We start from the raw sequence: 24,284 nt of genomic DNA, 5'->3' as shown, positions 1-24,284 counted from the left end.
TCACCGCGATGACAAAAGGAGCCGACGATGGCGGACACGCTGCTCGACATCGAGCCCGGCCTGGCGTACCTCGCGCCGGCGGTCGGCGAGCAGTTGCGCGGCCTGCGCGCCCCGCTGCACGGGCGGATCCTGGAGACCGTCCGCGCCGCCATGCGGGCGCAGGGCCGCTCGCTCACCGGCGGGCAGGGGCGCGGCCTGGCCCTCGGCGTGCGGACCGCGGTGGACGCCTTCGTCGACGCGGTCGCCGACCCGGGCCGGGACCTGGCCGCCACCCGGGCCGTCTTCCACGCGCTGGGCCGCACCGAATACCGGGAGGGGCACCGCGTCGACGCGCTGCGCGCCGTGCTCACCGTCGGCGGCCGGGAGATCTGGGCCTTCCTGGTCGCGCACACGACGCCCGCCGGCCCCGCCCCGGCGGACCTGTACGTGGTCGCCGGCGCGCTCTTCGGCTACGTCGACGCCCTCGCCGGCGCCGCCGCCGAGGGGTACCTGGACGAGCAGCGGGACGCCGCGCAGGACTGGGCCACCACCCGGCGGCGGCTGATCACCCTGCTCGTGCAGCCGGAGCCGCCCGCCGAGGCCGCGCTGCGCGCCGCCGCCGACGCGGCCCGCTGGCCGCTGCCCCGGACGGTCGCCGTGCTCAGCGTCGACGGCGACGACGCCGAGCACCTGGGCCACACCATCGGCGGCGGCGCCATCGCCACGGTCATCGACGACGTGGTGCGGATCGTGCTGCCCGACCCGGCCACCCCGGGACGGCTGGACCGCGCCCGCCAGGCCCTCGCCGGTCGGCGGGCGGCGCTCGGCCCGAACGTGGCGCTGAGCCGGGCCCGGCTGTCGTACCGGATCTCCGGGCGGGCCCTGGCGCTGCGCCGCGACGGGGTGCTGCCCGCCGAGCCGGTCGCCGGGGAAGAGCACCTGCTCACCCTGCTGCTGCGCTGGGAGCCGGGGCTGGCCGACCATCTCGCCGACGCCTGCCTCGCCCCGCTGGCCGGCCTGCGCCCGGCCGCCCGCCGGGCGCTGGCCGAGACCCTGCACGGCTGGCTGCGCCGGCAGGGGCAGGTGGTCGCCGTGGCCGAGGACCTGCACACCCACCCGCAGACCGTGCGTTACCGGATGCGCCGGCTGCGCGAGCTGTTCGGCGCGGACCTCGACGACCCCGACCGGCGGCTGGTGCTCCACCTCGCGCTGCGGCACCGGCTGGGCGGCCGGTGATCTGTCGTACCGATGGTTCATGATCCTCGTCGTCACAGCGGCGCGGATGCGGGCCGGCGACGGCACCCCCGCGTGCCCGGCGCCGGCCCGGCGGCGGGAGGTCGGAGATGACGGAGGCGACGGACGCCTCGTGGCGGCGACGGAGCGTGCTGCGGGTGGTGCCACCGGCGCGGCCGCGCAAGCTGGCCAAGGTGCCCTTCGTGGAGCTGGCCGACGGGCGCCTGCAGGGCGTGGTGTCCAGCGGCTCCGACGTGGAGCGGGTGTACGTGTCGTCGGTGACCGCCGGCAGCCACACGGTCAACTGCAGCACGAACAACAACCGGCCCTGCGGCGGCCTGCGCGGCAGCCTGCTCTGCAAGCACCTGCACGCGCTCGCCGACGAGGCCCTGCTCCAGTACGGCGCCGACCAGGTCACCCGCTACCTGCGGGTCGACGTGGGCGACGGGGTCGACGGCGGCGCCGAGCTGTTCGCCCGGATGGACGCCCGCCACGAGCCCACCCCGGCGGCGGTGGTGTTCAGCCGCTTCCTGCGCCACCTGGCCTACCTGGAGGTGCCGGCCAGCACCGCGCCCGTGCCGGAGCTGCACTGGTTCCCGGCGACCGCGGGGGTGCGCTGATGCTGGCCGCGCAGCTCGCCCAGCTGCGCGACGCCGCCCCCACCGGGCTGGCCGAGGCGCTCGACGTGGTGACCGGGGTGGACGACGCGCTCACCCGCGGCCTGGCCCGGGTCGGCGAGGCCGACGCCGCCGCGCTGGCCGCGCTCGCCGGGGCGGTGGCGGGCACGCCGCTCGCCGGCCGGGTGGCCGAGGCGGTCGGCGCGGCGACCGCCGGCGCGCTCACCGAGGATCACCTGGCCGCCCTGGCCGGCGCCCGGTCGGCGCTGCTCGGCGCGGCCCACGACGCCCTGCTCGACGCGCTCGACGCCGCGCTCGGCCGGCGCCGGTCACCGTGGACCGGCCCGGACGCGGGTATCCCCGAGCCGGCGGCGGCCCTGGCCGGGGCCCGGGCCTGGCTGCACGAGATCGCCCTGGCGGGCTGGCGCGGCGTCGACCACGAGCTGGTCGCCGCCAGCGCCGCCCCGGTCGAGGCGGCGCTGGCGGCGCGGGAGCTGCGCCGGCTCGCCGTGCTGCTCGACGGCTTCGCCACCGAGCTGCGCGCCTGCCTGCCGGTGGCCACCCTGCCGCAGGTGCCGGCCCGCCGGTGGGCCGACCTGTGGGCGCGGGCCGTGCTGCTCGCGCGGGGCGCGGCGGCCGGCGGCGCCGAAGCGGAGCCGGTCTCCGGCCGGCTGCTGCCGCTGGGCGTGGACGTCCACGAACACGACACGGCCGTGCAGGTGCAGCTGCACGCGCTGCTCGAACCGACCGGCGGCGGGGCGCCCCGACCGGTCCGGGTCACGGTGGCCGCCGCGAAGGTGGCGACCATCGTCGGACCGGCGGTGTGGCGGCTGCTGGAGGCGTACCCCGTACTGCTCAAGGCCCTGGCGGAACGGCGGGCCGTGACCGTCACCGACCTGCCGTTGCACGGCGGCGACCTGCGCTGGGACGACACCCGCGCCGACCTCGGCGAGCCCGCCGACCCGTTCGCCACCGCCCGGGTCCTGCTCGCCACGGCGGCCGCCGCAGCGACCCCGCCGCTGGACCGGCACCCCGCCGCGATCGCCGAACCGGTGCTCGTCGAGGGCTACACCACCCGCGACGACGGCGGTGACCTCGTCCTCGACCTCGACGGGCACCCGGTTCCGGTGACCACCGAGCGGCTGCCGGCCGCCGGCCCGCTCACCCGCGCGCTGGTCGCCGCCTCGACCGCCTGCCTCGGCCTGCTGCGCTGGGACGACGGCCGGTGGCTGCTGCAACCCCTCGCCGTGCGCGCCACCGTCAAGCGGCAGACCGTCGAGGCCCACAACGGCGACTGGGCGTGCGGCGTCACCGACGCCAAGGTCACCAAGGCCGAGGCCAGGGCGGGCGACGCCGTGGCCGTGCTGCGCGAGCGCGCGGGACGGTTGCTGCGCCGATGACCGCCGACCGCAACGACGAGAACCGCCGGCAGGTGCTCTACTGGCGGCTGCTGGCCCGCCTCTTCCACCCCGACGAGCAGCCAGGGCTGGAGTCGGCCAGCGTGGCCGTCATCGACGACCTCGGCCTGCCCGCCGCGCTGCTGGACCCCACCGTCTCCGTGGACACCGTGGTGCAGCGCTTCCCGGCGCTCGCCGCGGAACTGCGCGGCCTGCTCGCCGGCGGCGACGACGCCCCGGGCGACGCCGGGCCGTTCGCGCCCGGCGACGCCGAGGTACGCCGCGCCGCGCTGGTGTCCAAGCTCCTGCTCAACGTGTTCGCCACCGGCAACGGCGAGGTCACCGCCGGCCAGCTCGCCCGCTGGCAGGCCGACGCCGGCTGGTTCGAGCAGGCGCTCGGCGCCGAGCCCGGCGAGCTGCGCCGGCAGGGCACCGGCCTCGGCGGCACCCTCGCCGGACTGGAGGGCGACCTGGTCCGCCGGATGCACCTGCGGGAGGTGCTGGCCGACCCGGCGCTGGCCAGCCGGCTGACCCCGAGCATGTCCCTGATCGAGCAGTTGCTGCGCGACAAGGCGAACCTGTCCGGCGTGGCGCTGGCCAACGCCAAGTCGCTGATCCGCCGCTACGTCGACGAGGTCGCCGAGGTGCTGCGCACCCAGGTCGAGCAGGCCAGCGTCGGGGCGATCGACCGGTCGGTGCCGCCGAAACGGGTGTTCCGCAACCTCGACCTCGACCGCACCATCTGGCAGAACCTGACCAACTGGAGCCCGGACGACGAGCGCCTCTACGTCGACCGGCTCTATTACCGGCAGACCGCCCGACGCACCACCCCGGCCCGGCTCATCGTGGTGGTGGACCAGTCCGGCTCGATGGTCGACTCGATGGTCAACTGCACGATCCTCGCCTCGATCTTCGCCGGGCTGCCCAAGGTGGACGTGCACCTCATCGCGTACGACACCCGGGCACTGGACCTCACCCCGTGGGTGCACGACCCGTTCGAGGTGCTGCTGCGCACCAACCTCGGCGGCGGCAACGACGGGCCCGTGGCCATGGCGCTGGCCCGGCCGAAGATCGTCGAGCCGCGCAACACCGTCCTGGTGTGGATCTCGGACTTCTACGAGTTCGACCGCTCGCAACCGCTGTTCGACGCCATCGAGGCCGTGCACCGCTCCGGGGTGAAGTTCATCCCGGTCGGCTCGGTGAACAGCTCCGGCGGCCAGAGCGTCAACCCCTGGTTCCGGCAGCGACTCAAGGACCTCGGCACCCCGGTCATCTCCGGCCACATCCGCAAACTCGTCTTCGAGCTCAAGAGCTTCCTCACCTAGGAGAGCACCCCTGATGTCCGACATGCTCCGCGCCCCCGCCGAGGTCAAGTACGCCGACGAGCTCGCCTACCTGGAGTCCGTCGACACCGGCCCGAAGCCGTTCTCCTGGCGGCTCAGCCCCCGGATGGTCCGGCTGTTCGTCCTCGGTTCCGAACGCGCCGACGGCCTGGACCGGGAGATCCCGCAGAAGTGGTTCGGCGACCGCGGCCTCGTCGAACGCAGCATCGTCACCCTGGCATCGGACCGGGGCCTGCTGCTCATCGGCGACCCGGGCACCGGCAAGAGCTGGCTGGCCGAGCTGCTCGCCGCCGCGATCTGCCGCAACTCCACCCTGGTCGTGCAGGGCACCGCCGGCACCACCGAGGACCACATCAAGTACTCGTGGAACGTGTCCATGGTCATCGCCCGCGGGCAGTCCCGCGAGTCGATGATCCCCTCCCCGATCATGACGGCCATGGAGCAGGGTGTCATCGGCCGCTTCGAGGAGCTGACCCGCTCCACCAGCGACGTGCAGGACGCGCTGATCTCCATCCTCTCCGAGAAGTACGTCTCGATCCCCGAGCTGAACGACGACAACATCGTCTTCGCCAGGCCCGGCTTCTCGATCATCGCCACCGCGAACAGCCGCGACCGCGGCGTCAACGACCTCTCCTCGGCGCTCAAGCGGCGCTTCAACTTCGTCCGCATCCCCGTGGTGACCAACAAGCGCAGCGAGGCGGAGATCGTCCGCTTCCGCACCGAGGAACTGCTCCGCCGGCACCGCATCGAGCTGGACGTCCCGCCCACCCTGCTGGACATCCTCCTGCAGAGCTTCGCCGACCTGCGGGCCGCCGCCGCGGCGGCCACCAGCGACGACGAGAAGCTGGAGTCGGCGCTGTCCACCGCCGAACAGATCGGCGTCCTCGAGGACGCCATCCTGCACAGCCAGTTCTTCGGCGACCGCACCCTGCGCCCGGAGACCCTCGCCGGGTCGCTGATGGGCTCGCTGGCCCGCCGCAGCCCGGAGGACCTGGCCATCCTCAACAAGTACCTGCACGGCGTCGTCGAGCCGCGCGCCAAGCAGGACGGTGGCGAGTGGACCGGCTTCCTCGACGGCGGCCGCCAGGCGATCGCGTCACTGTCGTGACCGCACCCACCGCCCCCGGCCTGTTCGGCGCGCTGCGCGAGCAGCTCACCGACGCGGCCGCCGCCTTCGCCGGCTCCCCCGACGCGCTCGCCGGGATCCTGGCCGGCATCGTCGACGACGTCGACCGGGCCCTCGGCGAACCGCTGGAGATCTTCCCGGTCTGCCACCACTCCCCCGCCAGCGCGCTGGCCATGGTGCGCCGGCTGCGGGCCAAGCAGCCCAAGGTGATCTACCTGGAGCTGTGCGAGGACCTGCGACCGCTCCTCGGCGAACTGCGCAACTGCCGGCTCCCGGTGGCCGTGCAGGCGTTCGCCACCGAACTCGACGGCTTCCCCGCCGAGTGGAGCCCGCTCAGCGTCGTCGCCCCCATCACCGAGGCGTCGGCCGAATACCAGGCCATCGCGTACGCGCTGGAGACCCCGGGCGTCGAGCTGGTGCTGGTGGACCGGTCCACCGACCACGTCTTCCAGTGGTCCCCCCGCACCGCCGACCAGCCCCCACAGGACGGCCCGGCCGCCGACCCCGAGTCGGGCGAGGAGGCGGCGCTGCACGGCGACGCGGTCGGCGTCGAGATCGGCGACCTGCGCCCCCGCTTCGCCGAACTGGAGGCGTACCTGCTGCACCACGGCAAGGTGCGGCACTGGTCGGAGTGGTGGGACCAGTACGTCGAACGGCCCCTCGCCGACGCCGACCACGACACCTACCGGCAGGTCATGGTGCTCATCGGCAGCCTGTTCCGGCGGCTGCGCCCCGCCGACCCCGACCGGCACGACCGCGACGAGGACCGCGAGCGCTACATGTGGACCCGGATCCGGCAGCACCTCGCCGCCTCCGGCGCCGACCCCGCCGACTGCCTCCACGTCTGCGGCGCCTTCCACGCCGCCAGCCACGTCGAACAGTTCGGCCTGGACTCGACCGCCCCCGACTTCCCGATCAGCCCCCGCACCGGCACCCGCTGGCGCTACGGCCTCATCCCGTCCAGCCACTCCGCCATCGAGGCACAGTTCGGCCTGGCCCGGGGCGCGGTCTCGATCGCCGCCGCGAGCTGGACGACGGCCGTGAGCCGCTCCGGCCTCGTCCCGTACCGGCTCGACGGCCAGCGCGGCCAGAAGAAGACCCGCCGGACCCGGGGCGCCGCCACGCCGGCACCGGCCGGGCCGGCCACCGACCGGCTCACCGGGTTCCTCGCCGCGCCGCCCGCCCTCGACGAGCTGGACGAGGCCGAGCTGCGCGGCTGGTGCGTCGACATCGTCCGGCTCGCCCGCCGCAACGGCTACCTGGCCAGCACCGCCGACGCCATCGCCGTCTTCGAGACCGCGATCCTGCTGGCGAACCTGCGCAACCGGGCCCGACCCACCCCGTACGACTTCGCCGACGCCGCGGTCACCTGCATCGAGAAGGACGTGGTGCCCGGCCGGCGCGACGTCCGCCGGCTCTGCGAGATCCTGCTCGGCGGCGACCGCGTCGGCCAGGTCGGCTACGACTCCCTGCCCCCGCTGGCCCGCGACGTCCTCGACCGGCTCCGCCCGCTCGGCCTGGACCTGGAGAAACGCACCGTGCAGCGGGCACTGCTCGACCTGCGAGCCGACCCGGCGCTGGCGCCCTGCTCCGACCTGCTGTGGATGCTGCGGCACCTGCTCCCACCGGACGCGGCCCGGCCCATCATGGGCGAACGGCGCCTCGGGCACCGCTCGCTCCAGGAGAGCTGGGACCTGGCCCTCGGCCGCAACCAGCGCGCCCTCATCGAGCTGGGTTACGAGGGCGTCACCGTCGAGCAGGTGCTGGAACAGCGGCTGCGCCGCGCCGTCCGCGGCCCCGACGCGACCGCCGCCCGCGCCCTCGCCGCCGTCGAGGACGCCATCCGCCTGCTCGACAGCCCTCGCCTGGTCGACGAACTCGGCGCGCGGGCCGTGGAACTGCTCGCCGCCGAACGCACCGTCGACGACGCCCCGGACGTGCTGCGCCGCATCCGCCGGCTGCTCGCCCACCACCGCACCACCGCGCCGGCCCTGCCGGCCTGGTGCCAGGCGTTCGTGACCACCGGGTACGCGCATTACTGCACCCTGCTGCCCACCGCCTTCGTCGACGAGGCCACCGGGGTCCGCCAGGTCGGCGCCATGCTCGGCTTCCTGTTCAGCATGGAGGGCCTGGCCCTGTCGCTGGGCTGCGACCGCTCCCAGCTCGAACTGGCCGTCGCCCAGTCCCACCCGGAGACCCCGGCCAAGGTGGCGCTGCTCTGGGCGGCCCGTCACCAGCTCGGCCTGCTCCCCCTGGTCGAGTTGCGCGCCCGCTGCGCCGACCTGCTGGCCAACCCGCTGGTCGTGCCGGCGTTCCCGCAGTACCTGTCCGGCTTCGTGCACGCCCTGGAGCCGGTTCCGGGGCTGGCGCCGTTCGTGGTCGAGACCATGTCCACGGCGTTCGCCCGGCTCCCCGACCCGGTGCTGCTGCCCTGGCTGCCCACGCTGATCAGCACGCTGCGGGAGCAGGGCCCGGAGCTGGTGCCGCTGCTGGTCCGGGAGGCGGAACGCACCTTCCCGGCCACCCTCCCCGCGCTCGACGCGTGGACACCACCGTGGACGGCGCCCGCAGCGCCGGCAGCACCGGCAGCACCGGCAGCGCCAGCCGTGGCAGCGGCCGGCGCCGGTCCGGTGCACGGCCTCCTGGTGGCGCACCCCGAGGCGGTGGACGCGGTGGCGGCGCTGCTGGGCTGCGCCGCCCCGTGGCAACCGGCCGCCGCCGCGGCCTGCGCCGGGCTGGCACACAGCGGCGCCCCGGGCGCCGAGGCCGCGGCGCTGCTGGCCACACACCCGGCAACCGCGACCGCCGTAGCAGCCCTCCTGCGCCCGACGTAAACGCACCGCCCCGTCCCGCCCCCGACGGCCAGGCCGGCCGGCCCGGCCGCCCTTGTCGATCAGCCGGCCCGGCCCGGCCCGGCCACCCCCGTTGATCATGAAGTTATTGCGCGGGAACGCGTTTTCCGTAGGCAATAACTTCATGATCGACGGGCCCGAGGGGCGGGTGTCGACGATCGTCGACAGGGGTCGGGCAGGGGCGCGGGGCCCTGGGTGGTGGGTCGGGGCGGTGGTCTTGCGGGGGGTGGCCACGATGGGAGTGTGCTTCGCTTTCTGCTGAACCTGTTGTGGCTCGTCTTCGGTGGCGGTTTCGTCCTGGCCCTGGGCTACGGCGTGGCCGCCCTCATCTGCTTCGCCCTGGTGATCACCATTCCGTTCGGGGTGGCCTCGCTCCGCCTCGCCTCGTACGCGCTGTGGCCCTTCGGCCGCACCCTCGTGCCGAAACCGGGCGCCGGCGTCGCCTCGGGCCTGGCGAACGTGCTCTGGGTGCTGCTGGCCGGCTGGTGGCTGGCCCTGTCGCACATCCTCGCCGGCGTCGCGCTCTGCGTGACGATCATCGGCATCCCGTTCGGGGTCGCGAACTTCAAGCTCGTCCCCGCGGCGCTCTGGCCCCTCGGCCAGGAGGTCGTCGAGACGCCGTAACGCGGACCGGCCGCCACGCGAACGCTCCAACCCGGATGGTGGTCAGTGGAACCTCATGGGTGTCTCCCCAGGCCTGAGGCACCCATGGCGTTCCACTGACGCCCAGGGCGCCGGGGGGCCCGCGCGGACGAAGCGCCGCGGAGGCGACTTCTCGCTCGCCGCCGGCCGGCGGCAACTGGTCGACCCGGACTCGCGGACCTCCTCCAGCGGCCCGGTTGGCGGCACCCTCGGCCCAACCCAGGCCGGGACATCACTCCAGCGGCAGCTGTCAACGGTTCCTCGCCTCCGGGTCGCGGATCGCCCGCCGGCACCAGGTCGGGCCCGGGACCGGGCCCACTCTCCCTAGAGCGTCCTAGGAGGCTGGGTAGTGGGGGGCGGGGGCGGGTCATCCGAAAGGGGCTCATGAACGGGTTTCCGCAGCTAGCGTCGGCAGGGTGGGCGGTCATATCGGGGTGATCGAGGCACTCAAGGCAGACCCCACCATGTCGGGCCTGCGCCGGTCCCTGGAGGCGTACTACGGCGACCCGGCCCGCGAGGCGGCGATGGACGCGTTCTACGCCCCGCTGGTCCGCCCCGGGGACCTGGTCTTCGACGTCGGCGCGCACGTGGGCGACCGCCTCGGCAGCTTCCGCCGGCTCGGCGCCCGGGTGGTGGCCGTCGAGCCGCAACCGCTGTGCACCCGCGCCCTGCGCGCCCTGTACGCGAAGGACGACCGGGTGACCGTGGTCGAGGCAGCGTGCGGGGCGCGTACCGCGCCGGTGCGGCTGCACGTGAACTCGGCCAACCCGACGATCTCCACGGCGTCGGCGGGGTTCCTGCGGGCCGCGAACGGGGCCGGCGGCTGGGCGCACGAGGTCTGGGACGCCGAGATCGAGGTGGCCGGCACGACCCTGGACACCCTTGTCGCGGCGCACGGCGTACCCGCCTTCGTGAAGATCGACGTGGAGGGCTTCGAGGACGCCGTGCTGGCCGGACTGAGCCATCCCCTGCCGGCGCTGTCCTTCGAGTTCACCACCATCGAACGCGACCTCGCCGTGCGCTGCCTGGACCGGCTCACCGGCCTGGGCTTCACCTCGTTCACCGTGGCGCTCGGCGACCAGATGTCGTTCGCCCTGCCCGGCTGGCGATCGGCGGACGAGGTCGCGGCGTACCTGCGCGCCCTGCCGCACGAGGCCAACTCGGGCGACGTCTACGCCCGCGCCCGCCCGTCCTGACCGGCCCGCCACCCCGGCCGCCCATCCCGACCGGCCCGCCATCCCGGCCGCCCGCCATCCCGGCCGCCCGTCCCTGACCGGCCCGCCATCCCGGCCGCCCGTCCTGACCGGCCCGCCACCCCCGCCGCCCATCCCGACCGGCCCGCACCCCGGCCGCCCGCCCCTGACCGCCCGCCACCCCGGCCGCCCGTCCTGGCCGGTCCGCCGAGCCTCGGCCGCCCGCCCCTGACCGGCCCGCCAACCCCGCCACCGGGCCGCGGCCCGCAACCTTCACAGGCGGCAGACTCATCGCATCGACGCTGCTCACACCCTCGATGGGCCACGTTGTCCAGGCCCACTTTTTTCAGGTTTCGAACTTAGCCATGTTTCGTTACCCGGCCGTTATTGACGTGACCGCCGCCACTTCGGTTGACTGCGACGGAACCGCTTCCGCAACCGGTTCCGAAACATCCGCCTCACCCCTGCGACCCGGGAGCGTCACGTGCCGATCACCATCGCCGACGTCGCCACCCGCGCCGGGGTGAGCAAGACGACGGTGTCGCGGGTGCTGAACGGCAAGGGCGAGGTGCACGTGCGCACGGCCGACCGGGTCCGCGCCGTCATCAACGCCCTCGGGTACGTGCCGAGCGCCCGCGCGGTCGGCCTGGCCCGCGGGCGTACCCGGGTGGTGGGCATGCTGGTCCCCGCCCTGACCTGGCCCTGGATGGGCGAGGTGCTCCAGGGCGCGGCCGACGTGGTCGAGGCCGAGGGCTACGGGATGCTGCTGTTCACCTGCACCCACGGCGACGAGTCGATGCGGCGGTTCGCCTCCCAGGTCTCCGCGAAGTCCTTCGACGGCCTGCTCGTGGTCGAGCCGGAGGGCACCCTCGACTACATCACCGAGCTGCACGAGCGTGGCCTGCCGGTGATCCTCATCGACGACCGCGGGCACCAGCCCGGCTTCCCGTCGGTGCGGACCACCAACGAGGCCGGCGCGCGGGCGGCGGCGGCGCACCTGCTGGCGCACGGGCGGAAGCGGCCGCTGGTCGTCACCGGCCTGAGCCGCTTCGGCTGCACCCGGGAGCGGCTCGCCGGGTTCGCGGCCGGGTACGCCGACGCCGGCCTGCCCATCGATCCCACCCTCGTCGTGGAGGGTGACTTCACCTTCGAGTGCGGGCGGGTCGCGGTGGAAGGCCTGCTCGCCGACGGCGTGCCGTTCGACGCCGTCTTCGCCCACAACGACCTCTCCGCCGCCGGGGCGCTCCAGGCGCTGCGGGACGCCGGCCGGCGGGTCCCGGAGGACGTGGCGGTGGTCGGCTTCGACGACCTGCCGCTGGCCGGGCACACCCATCCACCGCTGAGCTCCGTGCGCCAGCCGCTGCGGGAGATGGGGGCGGTGGCCGCCCGTACCCTCATCGCCCACCTCGGCGGGACGCCGCTGCCCGGCACCCCGACCGTGATCCCGACCAGCTTCACCGTCCGCGCGTCGACCGGCGCCACCTGACCTCGCCACCGCTGTAGCACCACCCGCACCGGCGGGCGCCCCGCCCGCCGGTGGTAACACCGCACACCCTTCATCCACCACATCCCGCTCCAGGACCGCGGGAGCACCGAGGGAGACCTCCATGAGAAGAAGGCAACTCCTCGCCGTCGCGCTGGCCGGCGCGATGGCCACCGGCGTCGCCGCCTGCGGCGACAGCCCGAACGCCAACAAGAAGAACGGCCAGGCGGCCACGGTGCTGAACGTCGGCATGCCGAACGGCCCGCAGGCCGAGAACAACAACCCGTTCCTCACCACGTCCGCCGCGGCCTCGCTGGGCTACCGCTGGCAGATCTACGAGCCGCTGATGATGTGGAACCCGGTGAAGCCGGCCGACCCGTTCAAGCCGTGGCTGGCCACCAAGGCCGAGTGGTCGCAGGACTACACCTCGGTGAAGGTCACCATCCGGACGGACGCCACCTGGTCGGACGGTCAGAAGGTCACCGCCGAGGACGTCGCCTTCACCTACAACCTGGTGAAGAAGTACCCCGCGCTGAACGACCAGGGCGTGCCCTACACGGAGGCGACCGCCAGCGGCAACGACGTCACCATCAAGATGGAGAGCCCGCAGTTCGTCAACCAGCAGAAGGTGCTGTGGCGGGTGCCGATCGTGCCCAAGCACATCTGGGAGAAGATCAGCGACCCGACGACCGACACCGTCAAGCAGCCGGTCGGCAGCGGCCCGTACACCCTGAAGTCGTTCACCCCGGCCAGCATGACCCTGTCGGTGCGCGACAAGGGCTACTGGCAGGACCTGCCGAAGGTCAAGGAGCTGCGCTACACCTCCTACACGGACAACAGCGCGCAGACCACCGCCCTGGCCAACGGTGAGTCGGAGTGGAGCTTCGTCTTCATCCCCAACTACCAGGCCGTCTTCGTGGCTAAGGACCAGGAGCACCACAAGGTGTGGGCGCCGGCGATCCTCGGCATCCACGGCCTCTACCTCAACACCACGAAGAAGCCGTTCGACGACCCGGCGCTGCGCCGGGCCATGAACATGGTCATCGACCGTGCCGACATCTTCACCACGGCCGAGGCCGGCTACTTCCACCCCCAGGTGAAGAGCGTGACCGGCCTGCCCAGCCCGGCCGGTGACTCGTTCGTCGCGCCCGAGTTCAAGGGCCAGGAGCACAAGGTCGACGTCGAGGGCGCCAAGACGCTGCTGACCGGCGCCGGCTACAAGCTGGAGGGCAACACCCTCAAGGACAAGACCGGCAAGGCCGTCACCATCAAGCTGACCGACCCGGCCGGCTGGTCCGACTACCAGACCAGCCTGGAGATCGTGAAGGACAACCTGTCGAAGATCGGCATCGCGGCCACGGTCGACAAGGCCAACCAGGACGCCTGGTTCCGCAACGTCGAGCAGGGCAACTTCGAGGCGACCTTCCGGTGGACCGAGGGCGGCGCCACGCCGTACGACATCTACCGGACGATCATGGACGGCCGGCAGCTGAAGCCGATCGGCACCGCCTCCCCCGCCGGCAACTTCGGCCGCTTCAACAACAAGGAGGCGACCGACGCTCTGGTCGCCTACGCGAACGCGACCGACGAGGCCGCGCGCACCACCGCCATGAACGCACTGCAGAAGATCTTCGTCGACCAGATGCCGATGATCCCGGTCGGCGCGGACAACATCGGCGGCGCGTACAGCACGAAGAACTGGACCGGCTGGCCGGACGACTCGAACCCGTACGGCGCCATGCAGCCCACCCAGCCCAACGCGCTGGACGTGGTCCTGCACCTCAAGCCCGCCAACGGCTGACCCCGCCAACCGCCTCCCCGGCCGGCTCCCCAGCCGGCCGGGGAGGCGCACCCCCACGCTCAGACAGGAACTCGGCATGACGTTGACCGAGAGCGCGGCGGCGCCGGTCGACGAGGTGGTGCTGGAGGCCGTCGGCCTGACCAAGCACTTCCCCGTCCGCAGGCGGCTGCGTGACCTCTTCTCCCGGACGCCGGCCGTCGTGCACGCCGTCGACGACGTATCGTTCGCGCTACGTCGCGGCCGGGTGACCGCGCTGGTCGGGGAGTCCGGCTCCGGCAAGTCCACGGTGGCGCGGCTGCTGGCCCAGATCTATCCCCGCACCGCCGGCGACATCCGCCTGCACGGCACCTCGACGCGGGTCCGCGGCGGCCGGCCGTTCCGGTCGTACGTGCGGCGGGTCCAACTGATCCTGCAGGACCCGTTCGCCTCGTTGAACCCGGTGCACACCGTCCGCTACCACCTGACCCGGTCGCTGCGGATCCACGGCAACGCCGGGCGCGGCGCCGAGGAGCTGGAGGCGGCCCTCGCCAAGCTGCTCACCCGGGTGAGCCTCACCCCGCCCGAGCGCTACCTGGACGCGTTCCCGCACGAGCTCTCCGGCGGCCAGCGGCAGCGCGTCGCCATCGCCCGGGCGCTCGGCGCCGACCCGGAGGTGCTCCTCGCCGACGAGCCGGTCTCCATGCTCGACGTCTCGATCCGCCTCGGCGTGCTCAACCTGCTGCAGGACCTCAAGCAGCGGCTCAACATCGCGATCCTCTACATCACGCACGACATCGCCTCGGCCCGCTACTTCGCCGACGAGACGATCGTGATGTACGCCGGGCGGATGGTCGAGGGCGGCGACAGCGAGACGGTCACCCAGAACCCGGCCCACCCGTACACCCGGTTGCTGACCGATTCGGCGCCGGACCCCGAACGGATCACCGGCGACGGCGCCGACGCGGCCGCCGGCGCGGACCGCGGCCGGGGCGAGCCGCCGAGCCTGATCGCCCCGCCCGCCGGCTGCCGGTTCCACCCCCGCTGCCCGCACGCCATGCGGCGCTGCACCGTCGACCTGCCGCCGCGGCTGACCATCGGCGACCGGCCCGACCACTGGGCGGCGTGCTGGCTCTACGACCCGGACACCGTCGCGGCCGACACCCCCGGCTCGGCCGCGCCCGACGCCGACCCGACCGTGCCACCGCCCGCGCCGGCGGTCGAGCGGAACGACACCGCCACCCTGGGGGAGGCACGATGAGGTTCCTCCTGCAGCGCACGGCCTTCTACCTGTTCACGGCGTGGGCGGCCATCACGCTCAACTTCTTCATCCCGCGGCTGGTGCCGGGCGATCCGGTGCAGTCCCTCATCTCGCGCAACCAGGGCCGGATCAGCGCCGACGCCATCCAGTCGCTGCGCGTGCTGTTCGGGCTGGACGCGCACGAGAACATGTGGCAGCAGTACCTCGACTACTGGGGGCAGCTGCTCCACGGCGACCTGGGCCTGTCGTTCACCTTCTTCCCCACGCCGGTGTCGACGGTGATCGGCGACAGCCTGCCGTGGACGGTCGGCCTGGTCGGCATCACCACGATCATCAGCTTCCTCCTCGGCACCGCGCTCGGCGTCGGCGCCGGCTGGCGGCGCGGCTCCTGGGTCGACGGGCTGCTGCCGGCCACGACGTTCCTGTCCTCGATCCCGTACTTCTGGCTGGGTCTCGTCGCCATCGCCGTGTTCACCGGGCCGGGGAGCTTCTTCCCCTCCTCGGGCGGCTACGAGGCGGGCCTCGTGCCGGCGCTCGACGGGTACTTCATCCCGAGCGCGATCAAGCACAGCGTCCTGCCCGCCGCCACCATCCTGGTCTCCTCGATGAGCGGGTGGATCCTCAGCATGCGCAACATGATGGTGACGGTCTCGTCGGAGGACTACATCACCGTCGCCCACGCGAAGGGCCTGTCGGAGCGCCGGGTCGCCCTGAGCTACGCCGCCCGCAACGCGCTGCTGCCGAACGTCTCGGGCTTCGCGCTGTCGCTCGGGTTCATCGTCGGCGGCACGCTGCTCGTGGAGATCGTGTTCTCCTATCCGGGCCTCGGTTACCAGCTCTTCCAGGCGGTCGGCTACAAGGACTATCCGCTCATGCAGGGGATCTTCCTGATCATCACGATCTCCGTGCTGGTGGCGAATCTGCTCGCCGACGTCGCGTACCTCCTTCTCGACCCGCGGACCCGAAAGAGCTGAGCGATGACCATCTCACCGTCGAGCATCGAGCAGGTCATCCCCGGTCAGGGGGCCATGGCCCAGCCGTCGGCCGCGCCGGGCCGGGCGAAGCGGCGCCGGTTCCGGTTCGTCGCCAACGCCAAGGCCGCCACCGGCCTGGTCATCCTGGGCATCTACTGCCTCTTCGCGGTGATCGGGCCCTGGGTGGCGCCGTACGACCCGGACGCGCGCAGCGCCGACGTGCTCCAGGCGCCGTCGATCCGGCACTGGTTCGGCACCACCCACCTCGGTCAGGACATCTTCAGCCAGATCCTGGTGGGCGCGCGCAGCGTCATGGTGGTGGGCCTGCTCGCCGGCGTGCTGGCGACGATCCTGTCCATCCTCATCGGCGTGACGGCCGGCTACATCGGCGGGGTGCCCGACGAGGGACTGTCGGCGCTGTCCAACGTGTTCCTGGTCATCCCCGCCCTGCCGCTGATCATCATCGTGACGTCGATCGTCGAGCAGGCCAGCGACACGTTGGTCGCGCTCATCATCGGCCTCACCTCGTGGGCGTGGGGCGCCCGCGTGCTGCGCGCCCAGACGCTGTCGCTACGCCGCCGCGACTACGTCGAGGCGGCCCGGGCCACCGGCGAGCGGACCTGGCGGATCATCCTGTTCGAGATCCTGCCCAACCTCACCGCGATCATCGCCTCCGGCTTCGTCGGCACCGTCATCTTCGCGGTCATGTCGGAGATCACCCTGGCGTTCATCGGCATCTCGTCGATCTCGTCGTGGAACTGGGGCACCATCCTGTTCTGGGCGCAGGGCCAGCAGGCCCTCGCGCAGGGCGCCTGGTGGTGGTTCGTGCCTGCCGGGCTGGCCATCGCGGTGCTCGGCACCGCCCTCGCCCTGATCAACTTCGGCATCGACGAGTTCGTGAGCCCCCGGCTGCGCAGCGCCGGCAAGACCCGGATCCGCACCGCCGACGGCCGCACCGTGCGCATGCGGGTCGGCTTCACCCCCGTGCTGGCCCCGGTCTCCCGTCCGATTCCGGTCCCCCGAGAGGACGTCACGCCATGAGCGATCCGGTGCTGGAGATCCGCGGGCTGCGGGTCGACTACGGTCTCGGTGACGCGGCGGTGCACGCCGTACGGGACGTGGACCTCACCCTGCACCGCGGCGAGGTGCTGGGCCTGGCCGGGGAGAGCGGCAGCGGCAAGTCCACCCTGGCGTACGGGCTGACCCGGCTGCTGCCGCCGCCGGGCGTGGTCAGCGGCGGCCAGGTGATCTACCACCCGGCCGACGGCCCGCCGGTCGACGTGCTGACCCTCAGCCCGGCGCAGCTGCGGAAGTTCCGCTGGGCGGAGACCTCGATCGTCTTCCAGGGCGCCATGAACTCGCTGAACCCGGTGCACAAGGTCTCCACCCAGCTGCTCGACGTCATCAAGGCGCACGAGCCGACGAGCACACCGGCGGGCCGGCAGGCCCGGGCCCGGGACCTGCTCCGCCTGGTGGGCATCGCCGCGGACCGGCTGGACAGCTACCCGCACCAGCTCAGCGGCGGCATGCGGCAGCGCGTGATGATCGCCATGGCGCTGGCGTTGGAGCCGCAGGTGGTCATCATGGACGAGCCGACCACCGCGCTGGACGTGGTGATGCAGCGGCAGATCCTCGGCCAGCTCGCCGAGCTGCGGGAGCGCCTCGGCTTCGCGGTGCTGTTCATCACCCACGACCTGTCGCTGCTGGTCGAGTTCTCCGACCGGATCGCGATCATGTACGGCGGCCGGATCGTCGAGGAGGCGCCCGCCGCCCAGCTCTACCGGCGGGCGCTGCACCCGTACACCGAGGGTCTGCTGCATTCCTTCCCGGCGCTGCGCGGTCCGCGCCGGGAGCTGACCGGCATCCCCGGCTCGCCGCCGGACCTGCGGGCCATGCCGAAGGGCTGCGCGTTTCACCCGCGCTGTCCGAAGGCGTTCGACCCGTGCGACAAGGAGGTGCCGGTGCTGGGCGCCGCCGACCCGGACCGGGACGTCGCCTGCTGGCTGCACCCGGTCGCCGCCCCGGTCCCCCGCTGACCCCGCTCTCCGTCCGACCGAACGACCCGCTACCGCGAGGAGAACCATGGACACCGACCTCACCCGCCCGAACACCGACGGCTCCAGGTCGTCGCGCGGCGACAGACGCGCCGAGCTGGAGTCGTCGCACGGGCAGGCCGACCCGATCGACACCCTCCCGCCGACCTTCCGGTGGGGGGTGGCGACCTCGTCGTACCAGATCGAGGGCGCGGTGGCCGAGGACGGCCGGACGCCGTCGATCTGGGACACCTTCTGCCGGGTGCCCGGCGCGGTGGCCAACGGCGACCACGGCGACGTGGCCTGCGACCACTACCACCGGATGCCGCAGGACGTCGCGCTCATCGCCGACCTGGGTCTGGACACCTACCGGTTCTCGGTGGCGTGGCCGCGGGTGCAGCCGGGCGGGCGCGGGCCGGCGAACCCGGCCGGGCTGGCCTTCTACGACCGGCTCGTGGACGAGCTGCTGGGCCGCGGGGTCGACCCGTGGGTGACCCTCTACCACTGGGACCTGCCGCAGGAGCTGGAGGACGCGGGCGGCTGGCCCAACCGGGACACCGCCTACCGGTTCGCCGACTACGCGGAGCTGGTCTTCGGCGCGCTCGGCGACCGGGTGAAGACGTGGACCACGCTGAACGAGCCGTGGTGCTCGGCGATGCTCGGGTACGCGTACGGCAACCACGCCCCGGGCCGGCGGGACCTGGGTGACGGGATCGCCGCGGCGCACCACCTGCTGCTGGGGCACGGGCTGGCGGTGCAGCGGCTGCGCGCCGCGGCGGCCACCCCGATCGAGCTTGGCCTGACCGTCAACCTGTCCACCGCCGACCCGGCCTCCGACAGCGCGGCCGACCGGGACGCGGCGCGGGCCGCCGACGGGCTGGGCAACCGGCTCTACCTGGACCCGGTGTTCCGTGGCTCCTACCCGGAGGACGTGGTGGCGGACCTGGCCGGCGAGGGGGTGCGCATCCCGGTCGAGGAGGGCGACCTGGAGGTCATCTCCTCCCCCATCGACGTGCTCGGGGTGAACTTCTACTTCGGGCAGGTGCACTCCGGGACCGACGAGCAGGGCCGGGAGCGGGACGACGACGGCCGGCCGGTGCGCCGGGTGATCCGCCGGGACCTGCCGCGCACCGCCATGGACTGGGAGATCGTGCCGGAGTCCTTCACCGAGCTGCTGGTCCGGCTGCACCGGGACTACCCGGGCGTGCCCCTGGTGATCACCGAGAACGGGGCGGCCTTCGACGACGAGCCGGACGCCGACGGGTTCGTGGCCGACGACGACCGGGTGGCGTACCTGACCGAGCACCTGCGGGCGGTGGCCCGGGCCCGGCAGGCCGGCGCGGACGTCCGCGGCTACTTCGCCTGGTCGCTGCTGGACAACTTCGAGTGGGCGTACGGCTACGACAAGCGGTTCGGCATCGTGCGGGTGGACTACGACACCCAGCGGCGCACGCCGAAGCGCAGCGCGCACTGGTACCGCGACACCATCCGGCGGGTGCGCGGGGAGCGCTGACCCGGCCGTTCGGGGCGGCCGGGCGGGATCCTCCCGGGCGGCCGCCCCGCCGCGCCCCGGACACCCCGTCCGGGGCTTTTTTCATGGCTTGACATAAGCACGTGTGAGGGGTTTTCTCATTCGCGGATGTCGATTGATCCGGAAGGAGCATCCGTGTCCCCCACCACCGTTCCCCGCATCGCCGGCCGCGCCGCCCTGGCGCTCTGCCTCGCCGCCGGCGCCCTCGCCCTCGCCCCGCCACCGGCCGCCCGGGCCGCCGGCGAGACCGTCAACCTCTGGCTCACCACCACCTCCGACTCCGGCGGGCGGACCGTCACGCGGGGGCTGCAACAGCAGAACCCCCTGACGTTCGCCGCCACCAGCCCCGCCGCCACGCACACGATCACCGTCGACGAGAACACCCGCTACCAGCCGTTCGACGGCGCCGGGGCGTCCATCACCGACACCACGGCGCACCTGCTGCGCGGCGGGCCGGTCAGCGCGGCCACCCGGGACGAGGTGATGCGCAAGCTGTTCAGCCCCACCGACGGCATCGGCCTGTCCTTCGTGCGCAACCCGATCGGCGCCTCCGACCTGTCCCGGCCCGGCAACGTCTCCCTCGACGACACCTGCTGCGACCTGAACGACTTCGGCGCCAACGGGTACGACACCAACGTGGAACTGCTCACCGCCCAGGCCCGGCAGCTCAACCCGGCGCTGCGGGTGATGGTAGTGCCGTGGAGCGCGCCCGGCTGGATGAAGGACAACGGCCGGATGGACCAGATGGGCTGGCTCAGGTGGGAGTACTCCGCCACCTACGCCCAGTACTTCGTGAAGACCATCCAGGCGTACGCAGCCCGGGGCGTGAAGGTCGACTACCTCTCGGTGCAGAACGAGCCGAACTGCTGCCAGTCCGGCAACCCCACCGCCATGGACTACCCGGGAATGAGCTGGAACTCCTCCGGCCTGGTGGAGCTGACCAAGAACTTCGTCTACCCGGCGTTCCGCGCCGCCGGCATCACCACGAAGGTGCTGGTGCACGACTGGAACTACGGCGACTACGGCACCATCGGCGCCGGGCTGCTCGCCGACAACGCGGTACGCACCGATCCGCTCTTCGGCGGCATCGCCTGGCACGGCTACTGGGGTGACCCGGCGGTCGGCAGCCAGGTGCACGGCCAGTACCCGGCCGTGCCGCAGTTCAGCACCGAGCACTCCGGCGGCACCTGGATCGGCAACCAGCACAACGAGGACATGGCCGACATCGTGAACTACGCCCGGAACTGGAGCCGGAGCGTCGTGAAGTGGAGCCTCGCGGTCAACCAGTTCATGGGGCCGCACAACGGCGGCTGCGGCACCTGCACCGGCCTCATCACCGTGCAGGAGGGCGGCGCCCGCGCCGGCCAGGTCGACTACACCATCGAGTACTACACGACCGGGCACCTCACGAAGTTCGTCCGGCCCGGCGCGCTCCGGATCGACTCCACCGCCAACGGCACGGTGCAGAACGTCGCGTACCGCAACCCGGACGGCACCAAGGCGCTGCTCGCGCACAACGGCGGCGGCTCCGCCCAGTCGGTGAAGGTGGTCTGGGGCGGGCAGTCCTTCACCTACACCCTGCCGGCCCGCACCACCGCCACCTTCACCTGGGCCGGCACCCCGTCCGGCGGCGGTGGGGGCGGCACGCCGACCGGCCCGGTCACGGGCATCGGCGGCAAGTGCCTCGACGCCACCGACAACAGCAGCGCGGACGGCACGCCGGCGCAGATCTGGAGCTGCACCGGCGGCGCGAACCAGCAGTGGACCCGGGCCGCCGACGGCACCATCCGTGTGCTGGGCAAGTGCCTCGACGTGGCCGGCGGTGGCACCGCCGACGGCACGAAGGTGCAGCTGTGGACGTGCAACGGCAGCGCCGCCCAGCGGTGGACCTGGACGGCCGCGCGGGACCTGGTGAACCCGCAGGCCAACAAGTGCCTGGACGTCACCGGCAACACCTCCGCCGACGGCACGAAGACGCAGATCTGGGGCTGCACCGGCGCCGCCAACCAGAAGTGGACGCTCCCGTCCTGAGCCGGGGCCGGGCCGGTGGCGCTCCCGCCGCCGGCCCGGTGGCTCAGCGGGCCCGCGAGCGGGGCCGCCGCGCCGGCCGCGCCGGCGCCGGCACCAGCCGGACGGCCGGGTCGCGCGGCACGCCGCCGTCACGCAGCAGCCGGGCCATCGGCAGGGTGGCCGCGCCCATCGCGACCGCGTCCGGTCCGAGCCGGCACAGCTCGATCGAGGTCTGGGTGTACGGCTGGCGCAGCGCGTGCCGCGCGGTGACCTCGCGGATCTGCGGCAGGTAGCGCTCGCCCAGGGCCAGGCCGGCCCAGCCGCCCAGCACCACCCGCTCGGGGTTGAACAGGTTCACCAGGTTCGCCACCCCGGCGCCCAGGTAGCCGACCGTCTCGTCGAGCACCTTCGCGGCGGTGCGGCTGCTGGCGCGCAGCAGCTCGCCGAACGCGCTCTCCTCGTCGCCGCCGGCCGCCGGGCGGCCCCGGTTGGCCAGCCGGAACCGGTCGAGCACCCCTTCCGCCCCGACGTACGCCTCCAGGCAGCCGAGGTTGCCGCAGCGGCAGCGGCGGCCGCCGTACACGATCGTGGTGTGCCCCCACTCGCCGGCGCTGCTGTGCGCGCCGCGGTAGCCCACGCCGTCGGCGACCACGCAGGCCCCGACGCCCGACCCGACCAGGGCCACGACCGCGTGCCGGACGCCGCGGCCGGCGCCGAACCACATCTCGGCCTGGCCGAGGGTCTTCGCGCCGTTGTCGATGTGCACGGGGATGTCGGTGCCGGCGCGGAGCATGGCGCCCAGCGGCACGCCGTCCCAGCCGAGGGTCTGCGCGTGCACGACGGCGTCGGCGGCGCGCTCGACCGTGCCGGAGACGGCGACGCCGAAGCCGAGCACCGCGGCCGGGTCGACGCCGGCCTGCTCGATCACCGCGGCGAGGCCGTGCAGCAGGTGGTCGGTGACCTGCCGGGGGTCGGGCTCGGCGGCGGCGATCGGGTACTCCGCCTTGGCCAGGGCGGTCATGGCCAGGTCGAAGAGTTCGACCTGCACGCGGGTCTCGCCGACGTCGGCGCCGACCAGGTAGCCGTAGGCGGGGGCGACGCGGAGCAGGACCCGGGGGCGGCCGCCGTCGGACTCGACCGAGCCGGCCTCCTCGACCAGGCCCTCGGCGATCATCTCGCCGACCAGGTTGCTCACGCTGGCCAGGCTGAGCGCGGTGGACTGCCCCAGCTCGTGCCGGCTCAGCGGGCCGTCCAGCCAGATCCGGGTGAGCAGGACCGACCGGTTGGCACGACGCATGTCGCGCACGGTGGTGCGTCTGGCGTCCACGTCCGCCGCCGTCCTCTCCCGGCCGCTCCCGGCGGCCTGCTTCACGCCGTGAACCAAGTGCTGACAGAGTACTGCGCATTTACATTTAACAAAGTTAACTGCTAGCCTCCGGCGCATCGATGAGGAGGTATGTCATGCGACTCAGACGAGGGTTGACCGCCCTGCTCGGCGGCGTCGCGCTGCTCGCCGCCACCGCCGCCCTGCCGGTCGCCACCGGGCTCGCCGCCGCGCGGACCGCCCTGGTGGCCTGCTCCGCGCCGGCCTGGGCCGAGGGGGTCACCTGGACCGCCGGCAGCCGGGCCACCTACGCCGGCCGCCTCTACCAGGCACTGGTGACCCACACCCCGCCGGCCGGCGCCGGCTGGAACCCGCCCGCCACCCCGGCGCTCTGGTCCGACCTGGGCGCGTGTGACGGTGGCACCCCGTCACCCACCCCCACCACCCGGCCGCCCTCGCCCACCCCCACGCCCACCTCGTCCCCCTCCCCCACCGCGACGCCCACCCCCACCCCGACCGCGACGCAGCCGCCCGGCGGCACGACCTGCGCCCTGAAATCACGGCCGGGCGGCAAGGTGCTCCAGGGCTACTGGGAGAACTGGGACGGCGCGGCCAACGGAGTGCACCCCGGCATGGGCTGGATCCCGGTCACCGACTCCCGGATCACCGCCCACGGCTACAACGTGGTCACCCTGGCGTTCCCGGTGATCCGCGCCGACGGCACCGTGCTCTGGGAGAACGGCATGGACGCCGGCGTGAAGGTGCCCACCCCCGCCGAGGTGTGCCAGGCCAAGGCCGCCGGCCTGACCGTCCTGCTGTCGATCGGCGGCGCCACCGCCGGCATCGACCTCGGCTCCAGCGCCGTCGCCGACCGGTTCGTCGCCACCGTGGTGCCGATCCTCAAGCGGTACAACTTCGACGGCATCGACATCGACATCGAGACCGGGCTGACCGGCAGCGGCAACATCAACCAGCTCTCCACCTCGCAGGCCAACCTCGTGCGGATCATCGACGGCGTCCTGGCCCAGATGCCCGCCGGCTTCGGCCTCACCATGGCGCCGGAGACCGCGTACGTCACGGGCGGCAGCGTCACCTACGGCTCGATCTGGGGCGCGTACCTGCCGATCGTCAAGAAGTACGCGGACAACGGCCGGCTCTGGTGGCTGAACATGCAGTACTACAACGGCTCGATGTACGGCTGCGCCGGCGACTCGTACCCGGCCGGCACCGTGCAGGGCTTCACCGTGCAGACCGACTGCCTCAACACCGGCCTGGTCGTGCAGGGCACCACCATCCGCGTCCCGTACGACAAGCAGGTGCCCGGGCTGCCCGCCCAGACCGGCGCCGGCGGCGGGTACATGAGTCCGGCGCTGGTGGCGCAGGCGTGGAACACCTACCGGGGCGGCCTCAAGGGGCTGATGACCTGGTCGGTCAACTGGGACGGCTCGAAGGGCTGGACCTTCGGCGACAACGTCAAGGCTCTCCAGGGCCGCTGAGGCCGCGGCGGGG

General features: G+C 73.3%; 18 protein-coding genes. 17 read left to right on the top strand and 1 reads right to left on the bottom strand.

All coding sequences use genetic code 11. The features are described from left to right. The first annotated feature begins 27 nt into the window (after window positions 1-27). From ACQP12_RS17115 to ACQP12_RS17040, 16 genes are all read left to right on the top strand, one after another. Window positions 28-1,215: a PucR family transcriptional regulator gene (locus tag ACQP12_RS17115; RefSeq protein ID WP_433280072.1), complete on the top strand. Its 1,188-nt coding sequence runs from the start codon at window positions 28-30 to the stop codon at window positions 1,213-1,215. Window positions 1,216-1,361: 146 nt separating this feature from the next. After that, complete coding sequence (locus ACQP12_RS17110) at window positions 1,362-1,832, top strand: hypothetical protein (protein WP_357946811.1); 471 nt, start codon at window positions 1,362-1,364, stop codon at window positions 1,830-1,832. Further along, window positions 1,832-3,229, top strand: coding sequence for a hypothetical protein (locus tag ACQP12_RS17105; RefSeq protein WP_433280070.1), 1,398 nt, complete (start codon window positions 1,832-1,834; stop codon window positions 3,227-3,229). The genes ACQP12_RS17110 and ACQP12_RS17105 overlap by 1 nt, the downstream gene beginning before the upstream one ends. Beyond that, entirely contained in the window at window positions 3,226-4,551 is a 1,326-nt protein-coding gene (locus tag ACQP12_RS17100; RefSeq protein WP_433280068.1) for a VWA domain-containing protein, read from the top strand. Before ACQP12_RS17105 ends, ACQP12_RS17100 begins: the two co-directional genes overlap by 4 nt. Window positions 4,552-4,564: 13 nt before the next feature. Next, window positions 4,565-5,677 (top strand): ATP-binding protein, encoded by a 1,113-nt coding sequence (locus ACQP12_RS17095; RefSeq protein WP_357946754.1) that lies wholly within the window; start codon window positions 4,565-4,567, stop codon window positions 5,675-5,677. Then, window positions 5,674-8,529 carry a DUF5682 family protein gene (locus ACQP12_RS17090; protein WP_433280066.1) on the top strand — a complete coding sequence of 952 codons (2,856 nt, stop codon included), beginning with the start codon at window positions 5,674-5,676 and terminating at the stop codon, window positions 8,527-8,529. The genes ACQP12_RS17095 and ACQP12_RS17090 overlap by 4 nt, the downstream gene beginning before the upstream one ends. 261 nt (window positions 8,530-8,790) lie before the next feature. After that, the gene (locus ACQP12_RS17085) at window positions 8,791-9,171 is read left to right on the top strand and encodes a YccF domain-containing protein (RefSeq protein WP_357946759.1); all 381 of its coding nucleotides are present in this window, start codon (window positions 8,791-8,793) and stop codon (window positions 9,169-9,171) included. Window positions 9,172-9,653: 482 nt separating this feature from the next. After that, window positions 9,654-10,385, top strand: a complete 732-nt coding sequence (locus tag ACQP12_RS17080; protein WP_433289305.1) for an FkbM family methyltransferase — start codon at window positions 9,654-9,656, stop codon at window positions 10,383-10,385. Window positions 10,386-10,866: 481 nt separating this feature from the next. After that, window positions 10,867-11,868 (top strand): LacI family DNA-binding transcriptional regulator, encoded by a 1,002-nt coding sequence (locus tag ACQP12_RS17075; protein WP_433280064.1) that lies wholly within the window; start codon window positions 10,867-10,869, stop codon window positions 11,866-11,868. 121 nt (window positions 11,869-11,989) lie between these two features. After that, the gene (locus ACQP12_RS17070) at window positions 11,990-13,666 is read left to right on the top strand and encodes an ABC transporter substrate-binding protein (RefSeq protein ID WP_433280062.1); all 1,677 of its coding nucleotides are present in this window, start codon (window positions 11,990-11,992) and stop codon (window positions 13,664-13,666) included. A gap of 76 nt (window positions 13,667-13,742) precedes the next feature. Continuing rightward, entirely contained in the window at window positions 13,743-14,903 is a 1,161-nt protein-coding gene (locus ACQP12_RS17065) for an ABC transporter ATP-binding protein (protein WP_357946767.1), read from the top strand. Beyond that, complete coding sequence (locus tag ACQP12_RS17060) at window positions 14,900-15,877, top strand: ABC transporter permease (protein ID WP_433280060.1); 978 nt, start codon at window positions 14,900-14,902, stop codon at window positions 15,875-15,877. Before ACQP12_RS17065 ends, ACQP12_RS17060 begins: the two co-directional genes overlap by 4 nt. Window positions 15,878-15,880: 3 nt before the next feature. Beyond that, on the top strand, window positions 15,881-16,918 hold the full coding sequence (locus ACQP12_RS17055) for an ABC transporter permease (protein WP_433280058.1): 1,038 nt from the start codon (window positions 15,881-15,883) through the stop codon (window positions 16,916-16,918). Then, the gene (locus tag ACQP12_RS17050) at window positions 16,915-17,913 is read left to right on the top strand and encodes an ABC transporter ATP-binding protein (protein ID WP_433280056.1); all 999 of its coding nucleotides are present in this window, start codon (window positions 16,915-16,917) and stop codon (window positions 17,911-17,913) included. Before ACQP12_RS17055 ends, ACQP12_RS17050 begins: the two co-directional genes overlap by 4 nt. Window positions 17,914-17,959: 46 nt before the next feature. Further along, a complete protein-coding gene (locus ACQP12_RS17045; protein WP_433280054.1) occupies window positions 17,960-19,423 on the top strand; it encodes a GH1 family beta-glucosidase in 1,464 nt (487 codons plus the stop codon). A 153-nt stretch (window positions 19,424-19,576) separates the two neighbouring features. Further along, window positions 19,577-21,472, top strand: a complete 1,896-nt coding sequence (locus ACQP12_RS17040) for a ricin-type beta-trefoil lectin domain protein (RefSeq protein ID WP_433280052.1) — start codon at window positions 19,577-19,579, stop codon at window positions 21,470-21,472. Between the two features lie 43 nt (window positions 21,473-21,515). On the opposite strand, the gene ACQP12_RS17035 is transcribed toward ACQP12_RS17040, so the two are convergent. Continuing rightward, window positions 21,516-22,748: an ROK family transcriptional regulator gene (locus ACQP12_RS17035; protein ID WP_433280050.1), complete on the bottom strand. Its 1,233-nt coding sequence runs from the start codon at window positions 22,746-22,748 to the stop codon at window positions 21,516-21,518. Window positions 22,749-22,912: 164 nt separating this feature from the next. Between ACQP12_RS17035 and ACQP12_RS17030 the strand changes: the two genes are divergently transcribed. Beyond that, window positions 22,913-24,271 (top strand): glycosyl hydrolase family 18 protein, encoded by a 1,359-nt coding sequence (locus ACQP12_RS17030; RefSeq protein ID WP_433280048.1) that lies wholly within the window; start codon window positions 22,913-22,915, stop codon window positions 24,269-24,271. Window positions 24,272-24,284 lie beyond the last annotated feature (13 nt).

Origin of the sequence: Micromonospora sp. CA-244673 (genome assembly GCF_050948395.1) — a bacterium.
Classification (GTDB): Bacteria; Actinomycetota; Actinomycetes; order Mycobacteriales; family Micromonosporaceae; genus Micromonospora.
This window is presented reverse-complemented; position numbering and strand designations above follow the sequence as displayed.